This is a genomic window from Acidimicrobiia bacterium, assembly GCA_029210695.1.
In the GTDB taxonomy this organism is placed as follows: Bacteria; Actinomycetota; Acidimicrobiia; order Spongiisociales; family JAHEDJ01; genus JAHEDJ01.
In genome coordinates, this window is record JARGFH010000043.1 from 1 (window position 1) to 22,761 (window position 22,761).

At 61.9% G+C, this 22,761-nt stretch carries 11 protein-coding genes; 7 read left to right on the forward strand and 4 right to left on the reverse strand.

The features are described 5' to 3' along the window. Positions 1 to 60 precede the first annotated feature (60 nt). From P1T08_13190 to P1T08_13200, 3 genes are read right to left on the reverse strand one after another with little or no spacing between them, the layout of a single operon-like run. On the reverse strand, positions 61 to 477 hold the full coding sequence (locus P1T08_13190) for a DNA methyltransferase (protein ID MDF1597028.1): 417 nt from the start codon (positions 475 to 477) through the stop codon (positions 61 to 63). Then, complete coding sequence (locus tag P1T08_13195) at positions 478 to 4,167, reverse strand: DUF6079 family protein (protein MDF1597029.1); 3,690 nt, start codon at positions 4,165 to 4,167, stop codon at positions 478 to 480. It lies immediately after the preceding gene. Then, the gene (locus P1T08_13200; protein ID MDF1597030.1) at positions 4,164 to 4,631 is read right to left on the reverse strand and encodes a hypothetical protein; all 468 of its coding nucleotides are present in this window, start codon (positions 4,629 to 4,631) and stop codon (positions 4,164 to 4,166) included. Before P1T08_13200 ends, P1T08_13195 begins: the two co-directional genes overlap by 4 nt. 168 nt (positions 4,632 to 4,799) lie before the next feature. Here P1T08_13200 and P1T08_13205 point away from each other — a divergent pair, with 168 nt between their 5' ends. The 7 genes from P1T08_13205 to P1T08_13235 all read left to right on the forward strand — a co-directional run bounded on the left by P1T08_13205 (position 4,800) and on the right by P1T08_13235 (position 21,899). Further along, positions 4,800 to 5,498, forward strand: a complete 699-nt coding sequence (locus P1T08_13205; protein MDF1597031.1) for a hypothetical protein — start codon at positions 4,800 to 4,802, stop codon at positions 5,496 to 5,498. A gap of 176 nt (positions 5,499 to 5,674) precedes the next feature. Next, entirely contained in the window at positions 5,675 to 9,055 is a 3,381-nt protein-coding gene (gene recC, locus P1T08_13210) for an exodeoxyribonuclease V subunit gamma (GenBank protein MDF1597032.1), read from the forward strand. Continuing rightward, positions 9,052 to 12,369: a UvrD-helicase domain-containing protein gene (locus P1T08_13215; protein ID MDF1597033.1), complete on the forward strand. Its 3,318-nt coding sequence runs from the start codon at positions 9,052 to 9,054 to the stop codon at positions 12,367 to 12,369. The genes recC and P1T08_13215 overlap by 4 nt, the downstream gene beginning before the upstream one ends. Next, on the forward strand, positions 12,366 to 14,228 hold the full coding sequence (recD, locus tag P1T08_13220) for an exodeoxyribonuclease V subunit alpha (protein MDF1597034.1): 1,863 nt from the start codon (positions 12,366 to 12,368) through the stop codon (positions 14,226 to 14,228). The genes P1T08_13215 and recD overlap by 4 nt, the downstream gene beginning before the upstream one ends. Before the next feature lie 163 nt (positions 14,229 to 14,391). Further along, on the forward strand, positions 14,392 to 15,000 hold the full coding sequence (locus P1T08_13225; protein ID MDF1597035.1) for a hypothetical protein: 609 nt from the start codon (positions 14,392 to 14,394) through the stop codon (positions 14,998 to 15,000). A 554-nt stretch (positions 15,001 to 15,554) separates the two neighbouring features. After that, complete coding sequence (locus P1T08_13230; GenBank protein MDF1597036.1) at positions 15,555 to 16,280, forward strand: hypothetical protein; 726 nt, start codon at positions 15,555 to 15,557, stop codon at positions 16,278 to 16,280. Positions 16,281 to 16,379: 99 nt separating this feature from the next. Then, a complete protein-coding gene (locus P1T08_13235) occupies positions 16,380 to 21,899 on the forward strand; it encodes a DUF3320 domain-containing protein (protein ID MDF1597037.1) in 5,520 nt (1,839 codons plus the stop codon). Between the two features lie 21 nt (positions 21,900 to 21,920). On the opposite strand, the gene P1T08_13240 is transcribed toward P1T08_13235, so the two are convergent. After that, positions 21,921 to 22,751, reverse strand: coding sequence for a hypothetical protein (locus P1T08_13240; GenBank protein MDF1597038.1), 831 nt, complete (start codon positions 22,749 to 22,751; stop codon positions 21,921 to 21,923). Positions 22,752 to 22,761: the final 10 nt, after the last annotated feature.

A 22,761-nucleotide genomic window follows, 5' to 3' on the forward strand; every position in this document is an offset into this window, starting at 1 on the left:
AGCTCCGCCCCAACCCGGGGCCTTTCAGCACACAAGTGTGCATGAGCCGGAGGGGGTCCCTCACATGTCATCTGTCATGCCGGTGCCTGCAAAACCGTCGAGTACAACATCGCCGGGCCGGGTGTAGTGAAGAATGAACTTGGCGATTACCTCGTGAGGTACCTTCGTCGGGTAACTGTGAGCCTTGTACACAAGGTTGCCGGTCCCGGCGGTTACATCCGTAGCGTAAGGCCCAGGGTCAACGTACTTCCGTTCCTCATACCCATCGGGACTCGTCTCCTCCAGCCAGTCCTCAATGAAGGGATTTGGACATGCCGTGTAATACGGTGGCACCGACATCCGGAGGATGTCCTCATCGGACCCGATCGGAAAACCGGGTAGCTTCCTCAGCTCCGGTAGCTGACGGCGCAGCTCTTCGCGGGCAGCTTCGATTACCTCTGGATCGAGCCCCTCCGAAGAGAACAACGAACCTGACACCTACTCGCCCTCGGTTGTTGGGACGATACGGATCTTGTCGGCGGCGTCCTTGGCGACGAGGTCTTCTACAAATTTCTCGAACCGTTCGCCAAGTTCGGCGACCGTGGTTGGAGTCTTCTCGGGAAAGAGCGCCTTCCACAGCTCGCCGGAGTTGACCGGGCGAACAACGAAACGTCCGAAAACAAGGTTGATCGCCTGAACAAGTGCCGTGTCGACAGGGGTTGGAAGCGTCTCGGAATCGAGTAACTTCTTCACTGCCTTGGCGTCGCCTGAGTCGAGCAGGTCAATCTGAGCCGACATCTCATCAGTTCGTAGGTTGTCGAGGAGGGTCCGACGCCACTCGTCAAACAGGGCGTTGACCTCGTCTGCAATGGCATTGACAGCGGCCAATGCGGTGGGTCCGGTCGATGGTTTCGGTCGGTACTTACAGTCCGGGCAGATCACCGACTGTTTGAGATTGTCCTCGTTGAACGTCTTGCAAACCCCGATCGAAACAAGGCGTTCACGAATCGAACCGAAGGCGCCATCGGGGAGGATGGAAACGACCGAGAGCGTTTCGAGATCCCGCATGGCGTCTCCTTGGACGATCTGGCGTTTCCGCTCGTCGCCCGCCCCATCGAGACGATCTCGGGCATGGGCTTGAGCGGCTTCGTCAGAGAATCGGCGACTCAACGCTTTCGCGCCAGTGTTGAGCTTGGCCACTGCGGCGTTGTCGATTTCGCCGCCTCCCTGGAACAGCTGCAACATTGAGGATCGCAACGCCTGGGCGTCGACGGTGAGAGCGTGATCGTCACCAAACACTTCCGCGGCCTCACGGAGATACTCCACCGTTCCTGAGAGGTGCTCTCGGGCTCGAAAGGCAGAATCCAACCATTCGAGTTCCTCACGACCCTTCTTGGCGGTATCAAGCGTCTCGGGCGGAAGCTCGAGTCGGTTCATCTTGCCGACGGAGTTCCGTGCTTTGACATTCTCGAGCACTGACTGCAGGGCATTCAGCCGTTTCGTGCGAACATCAATCTGGTCGACGACGGAGGCCCCCCACAGCATTACCCCTTGGGCGAGCTTGGCCTGAGCATCGACGACCTGCTTGAGCATTTCGGCCTGATGCTGGAGAATCGCCTGGACGCTCGCCTCGTTGACGCCTGTGGCGTGGACGATCCCCTCGGCGAGACCAAGGAGCTTGGCAACCTCTTTGAGGGTCACTTCTGGAATGCCCTTGGGAGGAGCCACGTGAGAAAAGCCGGAGACGTCGTCGAGCGACATCGACGTGAGGCGATCGAGGCCGAGTGCGTCGATCTGACCGCTCGAATAGCCGAGTTCCAATCGACCCTGCTGAGTCAGGGCAGCGGCGACGACGGCCACCCAAGCGGGTTCGAGATGCCAGGTGCCCCAGGTGAACACGCCCCGGTCGCGCTCGGTGAGCAGGTCCTTGCGGTTCAGGACCTTGCCTCCGGCTTTCTTGACCGCGGATTCGAGGACGCCGGCATAGCTTCCAGAATTGGACAACGACTCGTCCGGGTCGAGTAGCTCGAGTGAACGCAGAATGGCTGTTCCAAGCTGGGTCTTGCTACCGGCGATCTGATTGAGCGCCTGCTTCACGCTCTCGCCTAGGTTCCCTTTGCCGATCGGGACGGAAACTTGAAAGGATGGGTATCCGGGATAGCGGACCGCGAAATGGTCGGCCAGAGCCGTTGATGCGATGGAGTCGAGTTGATCCTTCATCGACGCTCGCGGGCCGACTGCCGATCCGAGCCACGTGCCCAATGGGCGAGCATCGCCTTGGTGCGTCACCGTGAAGGCATCACGCATGTGGGCCCGGAGCCACGACACCATGCCATGCAGCGCAGTCCGTCCTTTGTCTTCGTAAATGCTGCGTCGCTCGCCGGAGGCGGTCTCCGCTGCGAGAGCCGTGGCACCGGCGTATGTGCGGAGCTTGGCGGTGAACTCCTCATCGGGCTTGTCGAAGTGGAAGAACACTTCGTCAGGCTTTGCCTCATCCTTGAACTTCGGTGGGTCGTATGGCTGGAGGAAATAGACGTAATAGTCGCGGGGTGGCTGGGCAGTCGACCGCTCGTTCGGTGCACCCATGAAGAGGTAGCCGATGCGCATGACGTTCTTATCGATCCACGGAAGCTCGTACTCCCAGATCCGGTAGCCCGAAACATAAGGCGCGTCGCGTAGACCGAGCAGTTCTTCGAGTGCCCGGTAGTAGGCCTCGTCGAGCTTCGCCGTGTCGAGCGAGTTAGCGCGCTCGCCAATCAGTTGGTCGTAGTCGATGTCCTTCTTGACATCGAGGTAGACCTGGCCGTTCTCCTCGTTCTCTGAGATGAACTGCCCGCTGACCGCCCGGATGATTTCAGCGATGACCGAATCGACCGTCGTTTCGAGAAAGAAGGCGTCGAGTTCGGGCAGTCCGTCTGGAAAGAGGCACAGGTCGTCCCTGAGTTCCGCCTTGGTGGGTCCAAGTGGGACATAAACATCGCCGGTTGTGAGCCGATGGACGGTGAGGGCGTCGATGATCTGCAAGGCGATCGGTTTGTACCGGGGCGTGGCCAGGGCGCCTTCGACCCGGTTTCGCAGCTTGTTCGAGACGTCAAGCACGGTGCGGACTTCATCGACGGCGTGAAAGCTCGGGTCGTCCGACATGCGCAGCCGGTAGCTGTCGTAGGTTACGAGCCCCGGACGATCATCGGGTACCTCATTGTCGAGCATGCTGCCAATCTCGCGGGACAGCGTCTTGAGGATCTCGCGTTTCTCGATCACGGTGAGCTGCTCGAAGACCTCGAGATATGCGGGATGAACCGGGAAGAGGTCGACGAAACGGTCGAGGTTCTCAGCCATACCTTCGTAGAGCGGGGTGAACTGCTGAAGATGATCCTTGATGGTGGTCCGCTGGTCTACGGTCTTCTTGAGAAGCCGCGCTTGGACTACGAAGGCAACGTCTTCGCGACTGATCCGCACCTGCTCGAAACGGTCCTTTACGCGCTTCACCGAATCGGCGACGCTGGCGAACCGGGGGTTGTCGAAGATCGCCTCCTGGACACCGCCGATGAAACGGAAGCGGCTCGAACGGCTGATCTCGCCAACCTCTCTGAGGAACGAGAGCGCCAGGACCAGCTCGGTGTCCCGGAGGGTGCGGAGATAATCGAGCAGTTCGTCGAGAACGAAGAGCAAACCCTGGTCGGGGTACTTCGCTTCGAAGGCCGCCATCATGTCGACCAGGGCGTCCTTATTGTTCGTGACCTTCTCTGCGTCCGGGAACTTGAAATTCACGCCGAGCTTGGCGAGTCCGTCTTGGAGTTCGTTGGCGAAGATGTCTCGCAGCGACATCTTGACGGCGCCGATCTCAGCTCTGATCACCTGGAACCGTCCGGCGACCGACCCAGCGTGCTCCTTAACGGTGTCGTGGGTGAGGAGATTTCGGAGTTCGGCCCGCTCGGCGACACCTGAGATGACCGACATGAGGTGGGTCTTACCAGTCCCGTAGTTGGCGACGATCAGGAGGCCTTTTTGGTCGGTGGGGTCGTCGAACTGGAGGTTGGGAAAGATGACATGGACGAGCTGGTCGGCCATACGATCGGAGATGACAAAGGTGTGAGCGTCTTCCTTGGCTTGGTCGAGATCATCGGCCTCGACCAGAACCTTGACCGTCTCGACCGGATCGAATTGAACCAGTTCTCCATATCTCATGAGATCCTTTCCACCTGGTAGGGCAGCTCATCGGGGAAGGTAGCGGTTAGCGGGTGGAGGACCACAATCCCCTTTGGTATTGGATTGTCGTAATAATCCGGACGACCTGGACTCGAGTAGGTAGCCCGGCCGTCGGCGATCCGGCCCGGCCACTCGGCGACAACAGGTTGGTGGGCAGCGAGGGTTCGGAGAAGCCGAAGCGGGTCGACCATGACGGTCGGCCAGAACAAGACATCGAACCCGGTGAGAAGTCTGCTTCCGCGGAGGCTGTCTTCTGGAGTCTTCCACCCGTTCTCGTCGGCGACAGTCAGGAGGTGGCCCGCGTTGGTGATGGGGGTGTCCCATTGGGACGACAAAAAGTCCAACGTGGAGTGGGGAAGGTCGCCGACGATCAACGCAAATCTGCCGGGCGTTCTCTGGAGAGAATCCCAAAGCGCTTTAGGCTCGTTTCCCCACGTCTGCACGATCCTGAAGACTAGCGAGAGAGCCTTTTGCGCACCCGCTAACGTGACCTGGAAGCTGAACCCAGCAGGAGCAGGATTGGAACCGGTGCACGACCTTCTCGAAACTCAGGCTGAGTCTGGCGGGGGGACACAGGTTGTGGCCCCCCGGAATCCGAGGATCGTTCGAGGATGAGTTCCCTGCTAGATCGCTGGAAGCGGGCTGGGAGGTTTGCCGCCGACGACCTCAAGCAGGCCAAGGTGCTTGTCGGGCTTGCCGTATGGCTGACTTTGTTGGCCGGTGGAAGTGTGGCCTTTCTGCGAGCGAAGCTTCCTGACTTGGGTGCCTCATGGGCTTGGGGGATCGTTCTCACTTTCTGGCTTCTCGCGCTGTTGGCCTTTCTCGCTGTCGAGTACGCCCGAGCCGGTGAGGAGGGCGGGCAGGCTACGGCGCATGACAAGAAGCTCTTTCTCGAGGTTCTGGAGGTGTTGCCATCGGATTCTGAGGCCATGTGGTTGTTGTGTGAATCTTCTTTCGCGATCAGGTTTGAAAACGATTGGTTGCGGCCAATCGATCGATTCGCTCGGGAGTTCACTATGCCGGAGCGAGCGTTTCACGATGTCTCAGTCGAGGAGAAGAAGATCGCACTGATCGACGCCTACCGGGATTTCCATAGCCTCTTGTGGCCGAATGTCTTCGTGGACAGTCGGCCCGACGACTCGCGGCTTGGGACGAAGTATGCACTTGAGTACATGGAGCTTCACGGCGCTGGGATCGACGAAGCAGACAACGCCTGGGACTTGGTCGGAAAACTTGATGCACTTGCTCGACGCGTTTGTGACGCACATCGAGACTTCATTGCCCTGGCGGCGGCTCGCATTGGGCGGTAGCTGTCGTTTCCGTCCCCGGAGGGTGTTGCATTGCATGAATCTGCTCGGCTCTTCTTGAGATCGAAAGCACGCCAAACGATGTCCCCGATTACCGGGGCCGGAAGTCCCGCAGGTTTCCGCGATTTGGGACTGACGGACCCCGAATCCGTCACAGTCAGCCATTACGGTGACTGGTGATGCTGGGGTTGTATCGAAGCGACGATCCGGACGTGTTGGTTGGCCTGCTGGCCGACCTGCTTCGTGATCCGCTCGACGACCCGTTTGCCACCGAGACTGTGTCGGTTCCGACCCGTGGCATCGAGCGGTGGATCAGCCAGGAGCTCTCACTTCGCCTCGGGACCTCGGTCGGGTCAGACGGGGTGGCCGCCAACATCGACTTCCCATCTCCCTACCGGTTGATTGCCGACCTGACCCGCCAGGCAACCGGCCGGGATAGGCGACTCGACCCGTGGAATCGAACCCGACTGATCGGGCCGGTGCTCAGAGCCCTCGATCACTCGATTGATGCGGAGTGGATGGTCACAATCAGACGCTTTGTCGAGGGTTCCGAATCGACCCTTGAGATGCCGACCGGACGCAGAGTTGAAGCCGCCCGCAAGATCGCCGGTTTGTTCACCCGGTACGACTCGCACCGGCCAGGCATGATCCAACGGTGGGCTCTTGGCGACGAGTGCGGCCCGGACGGGAGTGCAGTCGCCTTCCGCCATGAATGGCAACCGCGTTTGTGGCGGGAAGTCCGATCAATAATCGGCGAGCCAAGCCAGGCTGAGCTTCTGCCGGAGCTGATCGAAGTGGTCCGGGCCGGAAGTCACGTTGGCCTCCCGTCTCGCATATCTGTCTACGGGCTAACCGCTCTTCCGCAAGCTCATCAACAGATCCTCACGGCGCTCGGTGAGACGGTGGGTGTTCACCTGTTCCTTCTCCATCCTTCGCCTGGGTTGTGGGAGGCGGTCTCCGACGTGTCTGGACCCATGACGAGTGCCCGCAACATTGCTCGACCCGACGATCCGACGGTCGGGCTAGCGGTTCATCCGTTGCTGGATTCGTGGGGGGCGGAGAGCCGGGAGCTGCAACTCATCGTGGCTGGTGCAAAAAGTGAGACGGCGGTCACCGGCGTCGACCGCCAGGACACCTTGATCCGGCGACTCCAGGCCGACATTCGAGCCAACCGGCCCCCTGGGGAAGAGACGGCACCACCCGACACGTCGATTCAGATCCATTCCTGTCACGGGCCGACCCGGCAGGTGGAGGTGATGCGGGACGCCATCCTGCACGCTCTCGCCGACGACCCGACGCTGGAACCCCGTGATGTCATCATCATGTGCCCGGACGTCGAAACCTATGCCCCGCTCGTTGAAGCCGCGTTCACGCCGCAGAGCAGCGACGGGATCGGTGGATTCACTTCGAGTTTCCGAATGCCCGACCTGCGGATCAGGATCACCGACCGGGCGCCCGGGGGATCGAATCCGCTGACTGAGCTGACCGAACAAGTCCTCTACCTGGCTTGCTCCCGGCTGGAACTGACTCAGATCGTCGAGTTCGCCAGACGTCCGCCCGTCCAGTGGCGCTTCCGACTGTCCGACGACGACCTGGCCACGCTGGCCGACCTGGCCGGTGACATGCAGGTGAGCTGGGGACTCCACGAACCGCATCGCGATCGCCATGGCCTCGACGGCCGCCCGGAGCGAACGTGGCAGGCCGGGCTGCAACGCCTCCTGGCCGGGGTGTTCATGCCGGACACCGACACCGACCTGATTGCCGGAGTACTTCCGCTGAGTGGTGTCGAAGCTCAGGAAGCCGACGTGGCCGGCCGACTGGCCTCCCTCGTCGACGGCCTGGAACTCGTCGTGGCAGGTCTGGCCGAACCTCGCTCCGGATCTGAGTGGATCGAGTCGATTCTCAGCGGAATCGAAGCAGTTGCAGTGCCGGAGCGTGGTAGCGAATGGCAGTGGGCAAGCCTGCAACGGGCAGTCGCCGATCTAATCCCGGCCGAACTCGAAGAAACCCGGCTCACTCTCCAGGAGGTCCGGGCGGTGCTGGCCCCGCTGGGTTCCGGCCGTCCGACCCGGCACGGGCACCGGACCGGCGACCTGACCGTCTCGACGCTGGTTCCGATGCGGTCGGTGCCGCACCGGATCATCGGCCTGCTCGGGATGGACGACGGCGTGTTTCCCCGCAATGCCGGCCGCGACGGAGACGACCTGCTCGCCGCCTACCCGCTGGTCGGTGACCGGGATGCTCTGACCGAAGACCGTCAGCTACTGCTCGATGCGCTGATGGCCGCCCGGGACAGCCTGATCATCACCTATTCGGGGCGCGATGAACACACCAACGCCGACCGTCCCCCCTGTGTCCCGGTCGCTGAGCTGCTCGATGTCCTCCACACGATGACCGGCATAGCCCATAACCCGGATCATCTGAGTGAGCTGGTGGTCAGCCACCCGCTTCAACCTTTCGACCCGCTCAACTTCACGGTGGGAAGCCTTCGGAACGGCGGCCCCTGGGGATTCGACCGGCAGCTCCTCGCCGGCGCTGAGACGCTGGCGGCCGGAGATGCGTCGGGAGCTGAGCACACGGTGCCCGTGGTCGATTCTCCCGACACCGACGACATTGCTCTGGCAGATCTGATCGGTTTCTTCCAGCATCCGGTCAAGGCCTTCGCCCGCCAGCTCGGCCTCACCTACTACAAGTCGGTCGAAGCCGTCGACGACAACATTCCCACTGAACTCGATCCACTCTCCAAGTGGGGGGTCGGCGACCGGTATCTGCGGGCCCGCCTCTCCGGCAATGATCGGGCGGTGGCGTTGGCCGCTGAGGTGGCCCGCGATGTTCTCCCGCCGGCCAACCTGGGAGCGGTTGCCCTCGACGAAGCAGTCGAGATTGCCGACCGGATCCTTGAAGTCACAGATGAGCTCGTTGACCTGTCGGGTGGTCGAGCACCGCGAAGGGGTGAGGTCGTTCTCGATGACGGAATCCGTCTGGCCGGGACTGTCACCGACATCTACGGGACCCACGTTGCGACGGTCGGGTTCTCGAGGCTGAAAAGCAAACACTTGCTGACCGTCTATATCAATCTGCTGTTCGTGACCGCCCTCGAACCATCGGCACCGTGGGGTGGGGTTCTGGTCGGAAGGACGCCTGGCCAGCGGGTAGACCCGGCGGCTTCGGAGATTGTCTACCCGCTCGGTGCGACCCCAGCGGAACGGAGGGAGACCGCCCGGCGACGGCTGGCCGACCTGATCGACATCTACCGGCGGGGCCTGCGGGAGCCGATCCCCCTCTTTGCCGAGACCTCGGCCGCCTGGGCGCGGGCACCGGAGAGAGACCGGGCCGGCAAGGCCAACGGCAAGTGGCAGAACGATCGATTCGACCCGGAATGTGCGGACCCTCACCATCTCGCCGTGTTCGGGGAGGAACGCAGCCTCGTTGACCTGTTGGATGAGCCGCTGCGTGCCGACGAGGGGCCGCCTGCGTTTCCTGAGGCCGGCAGCCGCTTTGAGGCCTATGCGCGGCGCTTGTGGGAGCCACTGCTGGCCGCCATGGTGGAGGCCGAATGAGCACCGCCACTCCGTTCGATCCGATCGGTGTTCTACCGGAGGGGCGGGTCGTGCTCGAGGCCAGTGCCGGCACCGGCAAGACCTGGACCATCGCCGCCCTCGTCACCCGGTATGTGGCTGAGATGGGTGTGCCGATCGAGGAACTGCTCGTGGTGACCTTCACCAGGGCCGCCACCAGCGAACTCCGCTCCCGGGTGTGGAACCGACTCGCCGAAGCCGAACGCTTCCTCCTGGCACCAGGCCCGACCGATGACCCGGTGCTCAAGTTGCTGGCCGACACCGATCAAGCGACCCGTGATCTCCGCCGAATGCGCCTGCGCCAGGCCCTGCGCAACTTCGACGGAGCCACCATCGCCACCATTCACGGATTCGCCACCCGGGTTCTGCGCGGACTCGGATTCCTGTCCGGAAGCGATGCCAGTGCCGAGCCGATGGCCGACCTGTCCGAACTCATCAAGCAAATCGTCTCCGACACCATCGTCGGCCGCTTCGCCGACGCCGAGGAGCCGCGTCCCACGGCCAAACAACTGACCGAGATCATCGGCACCATCGAAACCAACCACGACATCGCCCTCGTCCCGGCCGGCGGACAGGCCGAAGGGCTGGCCGCATTGCGATCGGAGCTGGCAGCCTCGATGCGGAGCGACCTGGTTCAACGCACACAGGCCGGCGGGACGCTCACCTACGACGACCTGCTCATCTTCGCCCGCAACGCCCTCACCTCACCGACCGTCGGTGAAGCTGCCCGGGAACTGTTGCGTCGGCAATACCGGATCGCCCTGATCGACGAGTTCCAGGACACCGACCCCATCCAATGGGACATCTTCAACACCCTGTTCGATGCCGACGGGTCAACCCTGGTCGTCATCGGCGATCCAAAACAATCGATCTACTCGTTCCGCGGCGCCGACGTGCACGCCTACCTCGAAGCCGTTCAACGAGTAGACACTCCTACCACCCTGGTGACCAACTGGCGGTCCGATAGTCCGCTCCTCGACGCTCTGGACCATCTCTTGACCGGGGCAACCTTCGGTGACGAACGGATCGCCTACCGTCGGGTACACGCGGCGGCCCAGCACCTCCAGCCGAGGATCGAGGGGATTAGCGCGCCGCTCGAGATCCGGATGATCGGGCTTGATGCGCCGATCCCGAAGATAAAGAAGGGCCTGCCGGCGGTTCCTCCGACCCGTGAGTTCATCGCCGCCGACGCGGCCGCTCAGATCAGCGCCCTCCTGCAAGGGACGGCCCGCATTTCGGATGATGACGGCCCCCGTCCCGTGCTGCCGGGTGACATCGCCGTGCTGTGTCGAACCCGCTACGAGGTTGACCATGTCAAGACGGCTCTTCTTGAGCTGGGTGTGCCGGCCGTGGTGGGTCGGACCGGCAGCGTATTCCAGTCGAGCGCAGCCGAAGACTGGCTGATTCTCCTCCAGGCTCTTGAGGACCCGGCCAATGCCAGTCGGGCTCGCCGGGCCTCCGTGACCTCATTCATCGGGTGGACGGTGGCCGACCTGGCCGGCGCCGAGGACGACCAACTGCTCGATCTCCAGCAGCAGCTCGCCGGGTGGCGCGACGTGCTCCGCAGCAAGGGCATACCAACCTTGCTGGCGGCGGTCGGCCGCTCAACCGACCTGATACCTCGAGTGCTGCAGACTGAGGGAGGCCAGCGAACTATCACCGACATTCACCATCTCGCCGAGGTGCTGCACGAAGCGACCCTGCGCAACGGAGCCCAGTCCCTTTCTGCCTGGCTGGCGCAGGAGATTGCCGAGGCTGAGGAGAAGCCTGAGGATTCCGAAACCCGGACCAGGCGACTCGAAACCGACGCCGACGCCGTGCAGATCCTCACCATTCACGCTGCCAAAGGCCTCGAGTTCCCGGTCGTCTACTGCCCCTACCTGTGGGGGAGTCCACCGAGAGGCATGCCGATCCCCGTCTTCCACGACCCAGTGACGGGGGAACGGACCGCCGACGTGGGCGGCAAGTGCAACTGGGACGACTTCGACACCCATCAGCAACTCGCCGAAGCCGAACGAGCCGGCGAGGAGTTCCGACTGCTCTATGTGGCACTGACTAGGGCCCGGCACCATCTGGTGGTCTGGTGGGCGCCGGTCGACGGTGTCGGCAAGCGGCCGCTCTCGAAGCTGCTGTTCAACCGGTCCCCCGACGACTACTCGATCGACCTGGCGGCCGACGCCACACTACTGACCGATGAGCGGATGGCCGGCAAGCTCGAACCGCTGCTCAGGCGGGCCGGGGCGACGGTCAAGCCGGTGCGGGTGACGGCCCTCCAGCAGGTTGATCGTTATCGGCCATCGGGCGGCAAGTCGCTCGAGCTGGTGGCCGCCGAATTCGGCCGATCCATCGACTACATGTGGCGGCGGACCTCGTTCTCCGGCATCACCGCCGGCGTTCCACACATTTTCGCCGGCGATGTGGATGTGGTGCTCAAAGACGACGAACCGGACGACATCGATGGTGGGTCCGACGAGGGGTCGCCATTGCTGATGGACTCTCTGCCGGGCGGTATGCGATTCGGAACCATGGTCCACCAGATCTTTGAGCACGTCGACTTCGCGGCCGCCGACCTGCCGGGCGAACTGGCGGCTGAGGTGGAGAGCGCACTGCGCTGGTATCCCGAACCGATCGATCCCGCCGTACTGGCGAACTCGCTGGAAGCGGCCATCCAAACACCGCTCTCCGAGGAGGCCGGTGGATTGCGTCTGCGCCAGATAATCCGTGGTGATCGGCTTGACGAACTCGGGTTCGAGATGCCGATCCGATCGTCAGCGACCAGCCGGGTATCGGTTGGCGACCTCGCCCGGCTCTGGCGAGAGTTCGTGCCGGCCGACGATCCGTTGACGGAATACGCCGACCGACTGGAAGTCCTGCCGGCCTCCGCCTTTCACGGGTTCCTCTCGGGTTCCATCGACCTCACCTACCGGGCAGCCACGCCGGAAGGTGATGAGCGGTTCGTGATCATCGACTACAAGACCAACCGGCTTCCGATGCGAGGCAACACGGCCACGGTGCTCGACTACGCCCCCGAGCACCTGCTCGAGGTCATGTTCAACAGCAACTACCTGCTCCAATCGTTGCTATATCAGGTTGCGCTGCACCGGTATCTGCGCTGGCGGCAGCCGGACTACGACCCGGCCAACCACCTGGGTGGATCGAAGTACCTTTTCGTGCGGGGAATGGTCGGCCCGGATACACCGGCGGTGGGAGACGGCCGCTGCGGAGTGTTCTCTTGGAACCCGGCTCCTGAACTCATCGAGGCGGTCAGTCAACTCTTCGAAGGGGAGCGACCATGACCGAGCGGGTGTTTCAATTGTCGGGTCTGCTCGACCAGTTCCGCCAGGCAGGAGTGCTGACCGACGTCGACGCCTACGGGTCCGCCACCATCGGCCGGATCGTCGGGGAGGAGTCCGCCGGGGTTCTGTTGGCGGCTGCCCTGGCCGTGCGCGGCACCAGGTTCGGGCACGTGTGCATCAATCTCGCCGACATCCAGAACACCGTGGTGGTCGAGGGCGGCGACCAGGAAGCCATCGACGCACTGCCCTGGCCCGATCTTGACCGCTGGCGGTCGGCGGTGGGTGAGAGCCCGCTTGTGATGTGCGACGGGTTGGCGCCGCTGGTGTCGACCCGGAATGGCCTGTACCTCCAGCGCTACTTCGACTATGAACAGCGGCTGTTTAGAGCTCTCGCAGGCCGGGCGACAGAGCCGGGGTTGGTGGCGGGGTCGTCGCAGGTTGGGGGAGTGCTCGATGGACTGTTCCCTACTCAGGACGACCGGGTCGATCTACAAAGGCTGGCAGTTGCCGCCGCCCTAACCGGCCGGCTGACGGTGATCGCCGGCGGCCCCGGAACCGGCAAGACGACCACCATCGGGAAGCTCCTGATGGCGTTGGCCTCTGTGGACGGAACGGTGGAGGTGGCCGTTGCCGCTCCGACAGGAAAGGCAGCCGCCCGGCTGACCGAGGCTATTCATGAGCAAGTCGAAGATATCGAACTTGATGACCCGATCCGGGTGCGGCTGTCAGGTGTAGAGGCGTCGACGATTCATCGGCTGTTGGGGTTCCATCCGGCCCGCGGGAAGTTCAGGTATGGGGCCGATCGACCGCTGCCTCACGATCTGGTGATCCTGGATGAGACGTCGATGGTGTCGTTGCCGCTGGCTGCCAAGCTGCTCGACGCCATGCGGCCGGACGCCTCGCTGGTGCTGGTTGGAGATCCCGATCAGCTCGAATCGATCGAAGCCGGCACGGTCCTGGGCGACATTGTCGGGCCCGTCGACGGTGGGACGGTCATGTCGCCGGCCCGGCGCTCGCAGCTGGCGGAGTTGGTCCCGGGCCTGGGGCAGGCTGAGGCTGGGTCGACACCGCCGGCGATCGGCGATGCGGTAGTGGTCCTGGAGAGAGTCCACCGTTTCGGCGAGGACTCGCCGATTGCCGACCTGGCCGACGCCATCCGGGCAGGCGATAGGGACAAGGCCGTCGAATTTCTCAGGTCTTCACCGGAGGGCCTGGTGTGGATCCCGGAAGTTGAGAATCCGGATGAGGGCGATCCGGTGTTGTGGGCTGCGGTGCTTGGCTCTCGGGTTCCGATGGTTGAGGCGGCGATGCGTGGGGACGCAGAAGAGGCGCTGCGGTTGTTGGCTGAGCAAGCGGTGCTGTGTGCTCACCGGCGGGGCCTGTATGGGGTGGGCCGCTGGGTTCCGGCCATAGAACGGCGAATCCAGGCAGAACTACCTGAGTTCAAACCATCCGACGAATGGCATGTCGGCCGCCCGGCGATGGTGACCCGCAATGACTACCGGCTGAACGTCTACAACGGCGACATCGGGGTGACGGTCGCCTTGGGCGACGGACTTATGGTCGCCTTCCCGGGTGACGAAGGCCCACGGTTCATCAGCCCGGCCCGGCTGTCGGACATCCAAACCGTCCACGCCATGACGATTCACAAGAGCCAGGGTTCACAGTTCGCCGGCGTAGCAGTGATCTTGCCCGAACCAATGTCCCGCCTGCTGACCCGGGAACTGTTCTACACGGCAGTCACCAGGGCTTCAGATCGCGTGACCATCGTGGGCAGCGAAGAGTCGATACGGACTGCCATCAGCCGGCGGGTGGCCCGGGCGTCGGGGTTGCGTGAGTTGCTGTGGGGTGACTCATAAGGCTCAACTCGGATTGCGGCCACCAAACGAGCTCGGTCAAGTATCCGCTATCAAGTGCCGATGCTGACCTCGAGGTTCTCGCGAGAACCTAGAGCTCAACCAGGAGGTTCGAGATTCTGAAGGCCCAGGCTTTGATCTCGATCGCGGATCATCTGATATGCCTGTGACTACTTCGCCAAGCCGGCTCGAAGGTGTCTGCTGGTTTCCGCACTTGCCGGATCCGCTCGTCGGGTGCTGGTACCTCGATGAACACTGGGACCACGACCTACATCAGAGGACCGGAATCGGCCAGCTCCTCTATCGAGCCAAAACCTACGAAGGCAAGCCGGGAGAGCGATCGGCCGCCGATGCGTTGGGCGAGCTCATGCAGGTCGGGGCGCAGATCGTCCGGGACAAACGCCAGTTTCCACTGCGGCAGGTGACGCTGGTCGTCCCGGTCCCCGCATACCCACCGAAACATCCTCACAACCTTCCCGACGTGCTGGCCCATCACGTCGGGCAAAGCCTTGGCATTGAATGCGATCAGCGCCTAATCCTCAAGGATCTGGCAACACTCCCGGCGAAAAGATCCCCTTCGCATCAGGTTGCATCAGATATTCGTGAGGCGTTCCACGTCACCAGGCGACTTCGAGGGGAGACGATCCTGCTCGTCGACGACCTGATCCACAACGGAACAACGCTAGGCACTCTGGCCGGGATGCTGGTTGCAGCCGGTGCCGGACGAACCGGGGGTTTCGTGGCTTCGAGGGCACGGAGGGGAATGACGGATTGAGCCCAATCTTCCGGAGCGTGAGCGGGCAATACGACCGATCGGTCCCTGGGCTCGGGAGTAGCCTTTCCAGCGCGACCCGACGTTGGTGAGGCGGTATGGCGATAGGACTTGAGTGTCCAGAAAACCATGTCAACCCGGGCGACCAGCTGTTCTGCTGGATTTGCGGCGCCGAGTTGTCCGCTGGGATCTGGGCTGAGGGAGCCTGGGATCGAGATCTATCTGAGCGGTGCCTCGTTTGCGATGCACCTGCCTCCTCGTTTGCTGCCTATTGCGGACGCTGCGGGAGCGCTCTGACCCGCTTTGTCAAGAGGGATCTGCGTCGGGTCAAGCGCATCACTGCCGTTGGTCTCGGTATCGGGGTGCTCGCCGCGTTGACTTGGGGCATGTCTCAGTTGCTGGAGGTGATCGAAGGGACCCCGGCCGAGACGAATGCGATGGTTGCAGTCGCTCCGGAACCAGATTCACCGGATCCGACTATTTCGGACTCTACTGCTTCGTCTGCAGCACCCCCAGCTGCGCCGAGTCCGTCAATCGTGACAGCGACAACCCGCCGAATGCTGACGACTACAACCGCCACCACGATTACAACCGTTCCATCGAGCGATTACTGGACTGTGATCATTGCCTCTCTCCCTGTGGAGACGAATGACCGGGGCGACGCCGAAGACTTCCTCGACGGAGTCAACGAGAGCGGGATCGACGCGCGCTTACTGCTGTCAACCGATTATCCGACTCTGAACCCCGGGTACTGGGTCATACACACTGGGTTCCACAAAGATGAGCTCTCTGCGCGCACTGCCTGTCAAGCCATACGAGATCAAGTCGAATACTGCTACTGGAGGTATGTCGGCACGACTCCTCTGGCTGACGCCAGTGTTCCAACCAAGAGCAACGCCGCTGGGTCAGTGACCATACCTCCACCACCGCCACCCACCACGACGACATGGGCAATGCCGACCTACCCCTACTACGGATGGATAGTGACGATTGATGAGGTGTGCCAACCAGATTCCATCATCACTCTTGCAGTCGACAACTACGGCGACGAGATGCTTACGGTCGATGGGCTCGTCATAGAGGAAGGATTCGACGACCTGGTGATCTGGCAGGCAAGTGGGTGGAACTGGGAGGTACCACCTGGGGCTACTGCAGAAAAGGCCATTGAGTTGCAAGGGATCACCCTCGAGTGGCTCAAACCCTATTGGGTTGAGATCAATGCAAGTGCACACGGGCAAGAAACCAGCAGCTTCGGCTTCATCGACTGCCCATATGCCCCGTAGCGAAACAGCCGAGCTGCCGATCGTGCGCTTCGCGGGGCGACGAGCAACGTCGCCCAACACGCATGTAGTGTCCTGACGTAATGGGAGATGGTGGCGGCAGTGGGTGATCGAGTCCTCGAGCAAGTGCGCCAATGGCGCGACGAGCTAATCAGTCTTTCGCGGCGCGACAGGGTCCTCTACTTCCTGCCGACCAAGTCAGCCACGCTTCTCGTCAGATCGCCCGACCTGACGAAGGTACTTTCGGGATTCGAATGGGCCAACGGATGGGGATTCTTCACCCCTCCTGACATCGATGAGGCGGAAGACAATCACGACGCTCCGCTGATCGAAGTCGACGACTCCCCCGAAGGAGCGCCAGATGATCGACCCGACCAAGCGCCTAAACCTCGCCCAGACGAGCTTGTCACCCAGAAGGACACACGCCGCAGCCTTGAATCCGCACTCCGGAACCTAGACCGACGGTCCAAACAGGAGTTCATGGACAAAGGCATCTGGATCCTTTACCTCGCCGCCGGATTCGTTGAGTGGGTTGACCCGGCCGACGAACGGCAAGTCCGCACTCCGATTCTCCTCATACCGGTGCGATTGGATCGCGAAGGCCCGCGCGACCCATTTCGTCTCGTGGCAACCGATGAAGACACCGTGCTGAATCCGGCCCTCGTGGTCAGGATGGCATCCGATTTCGGAATCGATCTGCCTGGTCTCCCCGAAGAGGACGACCTCGGCGTCAACGCCTTCCTTGAGTCGGTAGAGCTTGCCATGAGAGATCGAGACTGGAGAGTCACACGCGACCTGGCGCTCGATGTTTTCTCGTTTCACAAGGAGGTGATGTATCGGGACCTCCTCGAAAACGAAGCCGAGATCTCAGTCCACGACATGGTGAGGGCACTCGCTCTGGGCGGGGACGCCGATGTGTCGCTTGGATTCGCGGCACCAACCGAAGATCAACTCGACGATCTCTACCCGCCCGAAGAGTCACCCACGATTCTCGACGCGGATGCCACCCAGAGGGTTTGTCTGGCCGCCGCCAAAGAGGGCCACAGCTTTGTGATGGATGGCCCGCCCGGAACCGGCAAGAGCCAAACGATCGCCAACCTCATCGCTGAAAGCCTGGCCGACGGCAAGACCGTGCTGTTCGTGAGCGAGAAGATTGCAGCCCTGGAAGTCGTCAAAGCTCGACTCGATGAAGCTGGTCTTGGCGAATACCTCCTTGAGCTTCATTCACACAAGGCCACACGCAAAGAAGTGGCGAAGACCTTGGCCTCCGCCCTCAAGACGCGACCTGTCGCCAAGAACGGCATGAGCGGTGGCGAACTCGCTCGCCTCAAAGCGCGCCGGCTGGCCCTGACGGACTACGCCATCGCCCTTAACGAATCCCGACTACCTCTTGGAAGGAGCCTGGGCCGTGTGTTGGGTCGGGCGTCACAACTTCACTCGTTCCCGCAAATCCAGCTTCCCTCAGGAGTTGACGAGCAGCTCGATGAGCAATGGATGAGTCAGATACTTGACACCGCCGGCGACCTTTCACGGTCATGGGGCCCGGTAGAGCGAGCCGACGAATTTGTATGGCGTGGTCTCCAGCCATCGTTTGCGGATCTAGCCGGGAAGAGGAGGCTCGCAGATGCTCTCGATCGTTGCTCCGATGCGTTGGGTGATCTTCGGAGAGCGACAGATTTTGTGTCCTCAGAGCTTGCGATGGGTGCAGTGGCGACGGCTACGGGTTCTCAGCGCCTCGCAGACGTAGTGGGTGTGCTGCAGGAACGTGTTGATGTGCCATCAAGTTGGCTAACTAGGGATGAACTGGATTCGCTACTGAGTCACGTCGATGCTCTGGAAACTACGGCGCAGACTCGAGCAGAGAGCGTCGGAAGTCTCGCTGGCATAGTTGGAGGGCAGTGGGGTTCTCTGGTTCCGGCCGATCGAGAGATGTGGGAATCGGCCAACGGCGCTCTTGCCGATCTGGAGTTTGGGTGGAGCCCGGTTGACGGTTGGGTCCACTCCGACCTCAGGAACGCCCGGGAGTTCCTCGAGACGTCGAGTGGTCAGCTGCGGAGGATCGAAGAGCACGCTAGAGCCATCTCCCGTGCGATGGGTCTCGACATTAGGGGTCTTACGCTCGCCCGCGCTCAAGAGCTCGTAGCCCTGACCGAGCTAGCACGCATCGAATATCCTCCGGAGCCAAATTGGCTTGATGAGGGTGGTCTCGCGGCCGCCCGTGCCGCTCATGCCGAGCTCTCAGCAGCCGTAGAGGAGTTTCGGAAGAAGGCTCTCAATCTCGACGGAGTCTTCACCGAGGAAGTGTTGAACCTCGATCTGGGCGGGCTCAAGGCACGATTCGACACGGTTCACCGCGGAGTCAGGAAGCTCGGCAGCAGCTACCGAGAAGATAAGAAGGCCCTGGTGACCGCCACACCCGATGGGAAAGCACGCAAGGATGCGCTGGCGCGGCTAGGTGATGCTGTCGAATGGAAACGCGTTGCTCTGGAGCTCGAAGGCACAGAACAGCAGTGTGCTACCGATCTAGGCGAGCACTACTACAGGCGCACCGAGACGGACTTCATTCAGTTGGCCGCGTCGATAGACGCGGCGGAACTTGCTATCAATCTCGCAGGTGCACGGCTCGATCCTGCCGCTTTCAAGGCGACCCTCGGGTTAGGGGACAAGCGCGACGTTGAGCTCCATCGCACCGCTGAAGACTTACGCTCTGAAGTTCGAGCCTGGCTCTCGTATGCGTCCACACTTCTGCCGCTGACCGCCGACGTGCTTTCGTCCAAACCCGTCGAATCGCTTTCCTTCTGGAGCGACGGTGCTGTGGAGCCATTTCGGGTTCTTGAAGAGGTATCCGAGCGATCCTCTCGGGCATGCGGAAGAGCGTTGACTTTCAGCCTCCTCTCCGAAGCCCTGCCTCTGCGGAGCTCGATCGAGACCCATGATCAATACTTCGACGCTTTTGCTTCGTCCAACGGCCCGGAATACGGGGGGTACTACCACGGCTGCACAACGGATTGGGCCGATCTTCGAGAGCGTCTCAAATGGGCACAACGCCTTCGAGCGGCCGCAGGGCAGCCGCTCGGTCAACAATCAGTGGATCGATTGAGAGACGCCATCCTCGAGCCTCACGTCATCCGGCCTGCAGTTGATGAGTGGCGTCTGGCCGTGAACGATTTCCGAAACACCTTCACGGACGAACGCTCGGAAGAGCTTGGAGATGAGTTCGGGGCGAGCTTCCCCGACGTGCAGCAACTCCTTGTTATTTTCACCCAAACGACCGCTGACATCGATGAGTGGGCAGCTCACGAGAACGCCCGCCGTCGGCTCAATGAGCTGGGCTGCGCCGAAGCAGTCGAGAGTTGTATCACCAAATCCTTGCCTCGCGACCAGATCGAAGGTGGGCTCGAACGGGCGGTGCTTGAACGATGGATCGATCTCACGATCGAAAGTGACCCTCGAATGGACAAACTCCGAGCGGAGGACAGGGACGCGTTGGTCCAAGAGTTCCGCAAACTCGATCGCAAGCTGATCCGATCGATGGCAGCTCGGGTGATCGAGAAGTGCAATGCACGCAAACCCAGCACCACAGTCGGGGCGGCCGGCATCATCCTCAGAGAAGGCGAGAAGAAACGTCGTCACATGCCGGTGCGAGAGCTCATTCAAAGGACATCCGATGTGGCACAGGCAGCCAAACCCTGCTTCATGATGAGCCCTCTATCGGTCAGCCAGTTCCTGACCCCCGAGACCAGGTTCGACCTCGTGATCTTCGATGAGGCATCCCAAGTGAAGCCTGCGGACGCCGTCAACTGCATCTACCGGGGCCGCCAGTTGGTGGTGGCGGGCGATCAGAAGCAACTCCCACCCACATCATTCTTCGAGCGGGTCGGGCTCGACGGCGACGACGAATACCAGGAAGACCAGTTTGACGAGTTCGAGTCCGTTCTAGACCTGGCCAAGGCCGGTGGCATGGAGTCCCTGCCGCTTCGCTGGCACTACCGCAGTCAGCACGAAGATCTAATCACTTACTCGAACTACTCCTTCTATGACGGCAAGCTGGTCACATTCCCTGGAGCCATCGCTTCTGATCCAGACCTCGGTGTGGCCTTCTACAAAGCAGATGGCGTCTACCGGCGGGGCGGCGCAAGAGACAATCCCGAAGAGGCGGAGCTGGTCGTCGACCGTGTAATCCACCACGCGATCAACCATCCGCAGCTGACCCTCGGCGTCGTTGCCTTTTCGGAGGCACAGGCGTCACGCATCGAGTACGCAGTAGACCGGCGCCGAGCGAATCATCCAGACCTCGACGCGTTCTTCACAACGGACCGACTCGCTGGGTTTTTTGTCAAGAATCTCGAGAACGTTCAGGGTGACGAACGGGACATCATGATCTTCAGCGTCGGCTACGGCTTTGACGAAGCAGGCAAGTTCACGCTCAACTTCGGACCGCTCAACCGGGCCGGGGGCGAAAGGCGGCTCAACGTTGCTATCACCCGAGCGCGCCGACGGGTCGAGCTCGTTGCGTCGATTCTGCCAGACGACATTGCGGGCAACGCAGGATCGTCGGGCGTGCAGCATCTGCGGCGCTATCTCGAGTTCGCCAGGTCCGGGATCTCAGCTCTGGCCATCGATGTCTCCGTGACCGGGTCGGATGTCGAGAGTCCGCTCGAGGACGAGGTTCTCCGTTCGGTACGGGCGATGGGGTTTGATGCCCACCCGCAGGTAGGGGTGGCCGACTACCGGATCGATCTCGGGATCGTGCATCCAGACCATCCTGGGCGCTACATCCTCGGCATCGAATGCGACGGTGCGATGTATCACTCATCGCGGGTAGCCCGTGACCGGGACCGATTGAGGCAAGAGGTGTTGGAACGATTGGGCTGGAGGATCCACCGAATATGGGGCCCTTCGTGGTTCGCTGATCGGGCGGGCCAAGAGTTGCTGCTGCGAGCGACGATTGAGGATTCCCTCGTGAACGGCCCAAGACGAGCGGGATTGACGCGACGGAGAGTCGAGCAAGTCGTGATCGAGTCAGTAGACCTCGACGCACGCCCCGAATGGGCCGAGCCCTATCGAGTGGCTAAGCCACGTCGCCTTGGTATGGATCTCCATGATCCGCTGGCGAGACGTCGGCTTGAGGAAGCACTCGAGGAAGTCGTCAATGTCGAATCTCCAGTTCACGAGGAGGTCGTTCTGCGGCGTATCCGAGAGGCGAACGGAGTTGGAAGAGCTGGAACCCGTATCCGTGACGCCTTCAACGCGGCAGTCAAGGCAGGTTCTCGAAATCGGGTTGTCAACCGGGACCCGGACGGTTTCCTTTGGCTCAGCGGACACCCTCTGACGACCGTCAGGGCTCCAGTTGAGGGTGTTCCGGCGACGGTGCGAGCGGCAACTGAGATTCCCCAGACCGAACTGCAAATGGCGGTCTGTCGGTTAGTTGCGGACGCGAAGCTCGTCGATCGAGATGAGCTCACGTCCTCGGTGGCGAAACTGTTTGGATGGTCCCGTCGGGGAACAGAAATCGCCGGCGCACTCGATCTCGCCGTGGACACGTTGATCGGCAATAACCAACTCATTGACGCCGGCGGCGATCTGCGTGTTGCCGGCGCGGGGTGCCCCTCTACCGACTAGTGAACGGTGAGGAGCGGAACCTCACCACCTCTCCATGGCTCCCTGGATCAGCCTCGTCTCTTCGACACAGAGGTGGCCGCGGCTCTCTAGGTCGGCGATCACGTCGGGTCCTTTGTCGACCGGGAACGACGCGAAGGTTCCATTGAGGGTGGTTTCGTAGCGATGGCCGAGCCGGTTGATCAGGTCGCCGGGCAAGGTGTCGTTCTGGATCAACTCGAACATCGGTGGATAGTCGCCACACGAGTACGAGTCGATGTCGTTGGGGTCGAACGGGTCGTCGTCGGCAGGTAGGCCATTCTCCCAGTTCTCCTCTTCCCAACGCCTGGCGGCCGCCTCGAGAGCGCTGGGGATGGGCCTGCCGACGAAGATGTGTTCGACGTACTCGTCGAGACTCCCGTATCCGGCCCGACCCAGGATCTCCTGATACCGCTCCAACGACGCAGCCTCTCGTACCTCTCCCCAGGTGGTGCAGGTCTGCATGATCCGCATGATGTCGGCGACGTCCTCTGCGTCGGCCCGGGGCACCACGAAGAAGTACTCGTTGGCATCGGCCCCCATCACCGTCGCATACACGAACTCCTCGAGTCGGATAATGGCCAGCATCCGCTTGCCTCCCCGATCCGGATAGGCAAGCACGTGCCAACGTTCGGTGATCGAGACCCGGGTGGCGCCATCTTCGGTGATCAGGTCGGCCCATCCCGACCGGAACCGTGCTTTCTCACCGTCGCCGAAACGGACGGTGATCGTCTCGCCCTCAACCGACAGCACCTGGGCGCTTCGCCAGGACTCGTGATCCTCAGATGCTTTGCGGGCCTGAATCCAGTGGACCTTGTGTTCGCGGTGATACTCCATTTCCTCGCCT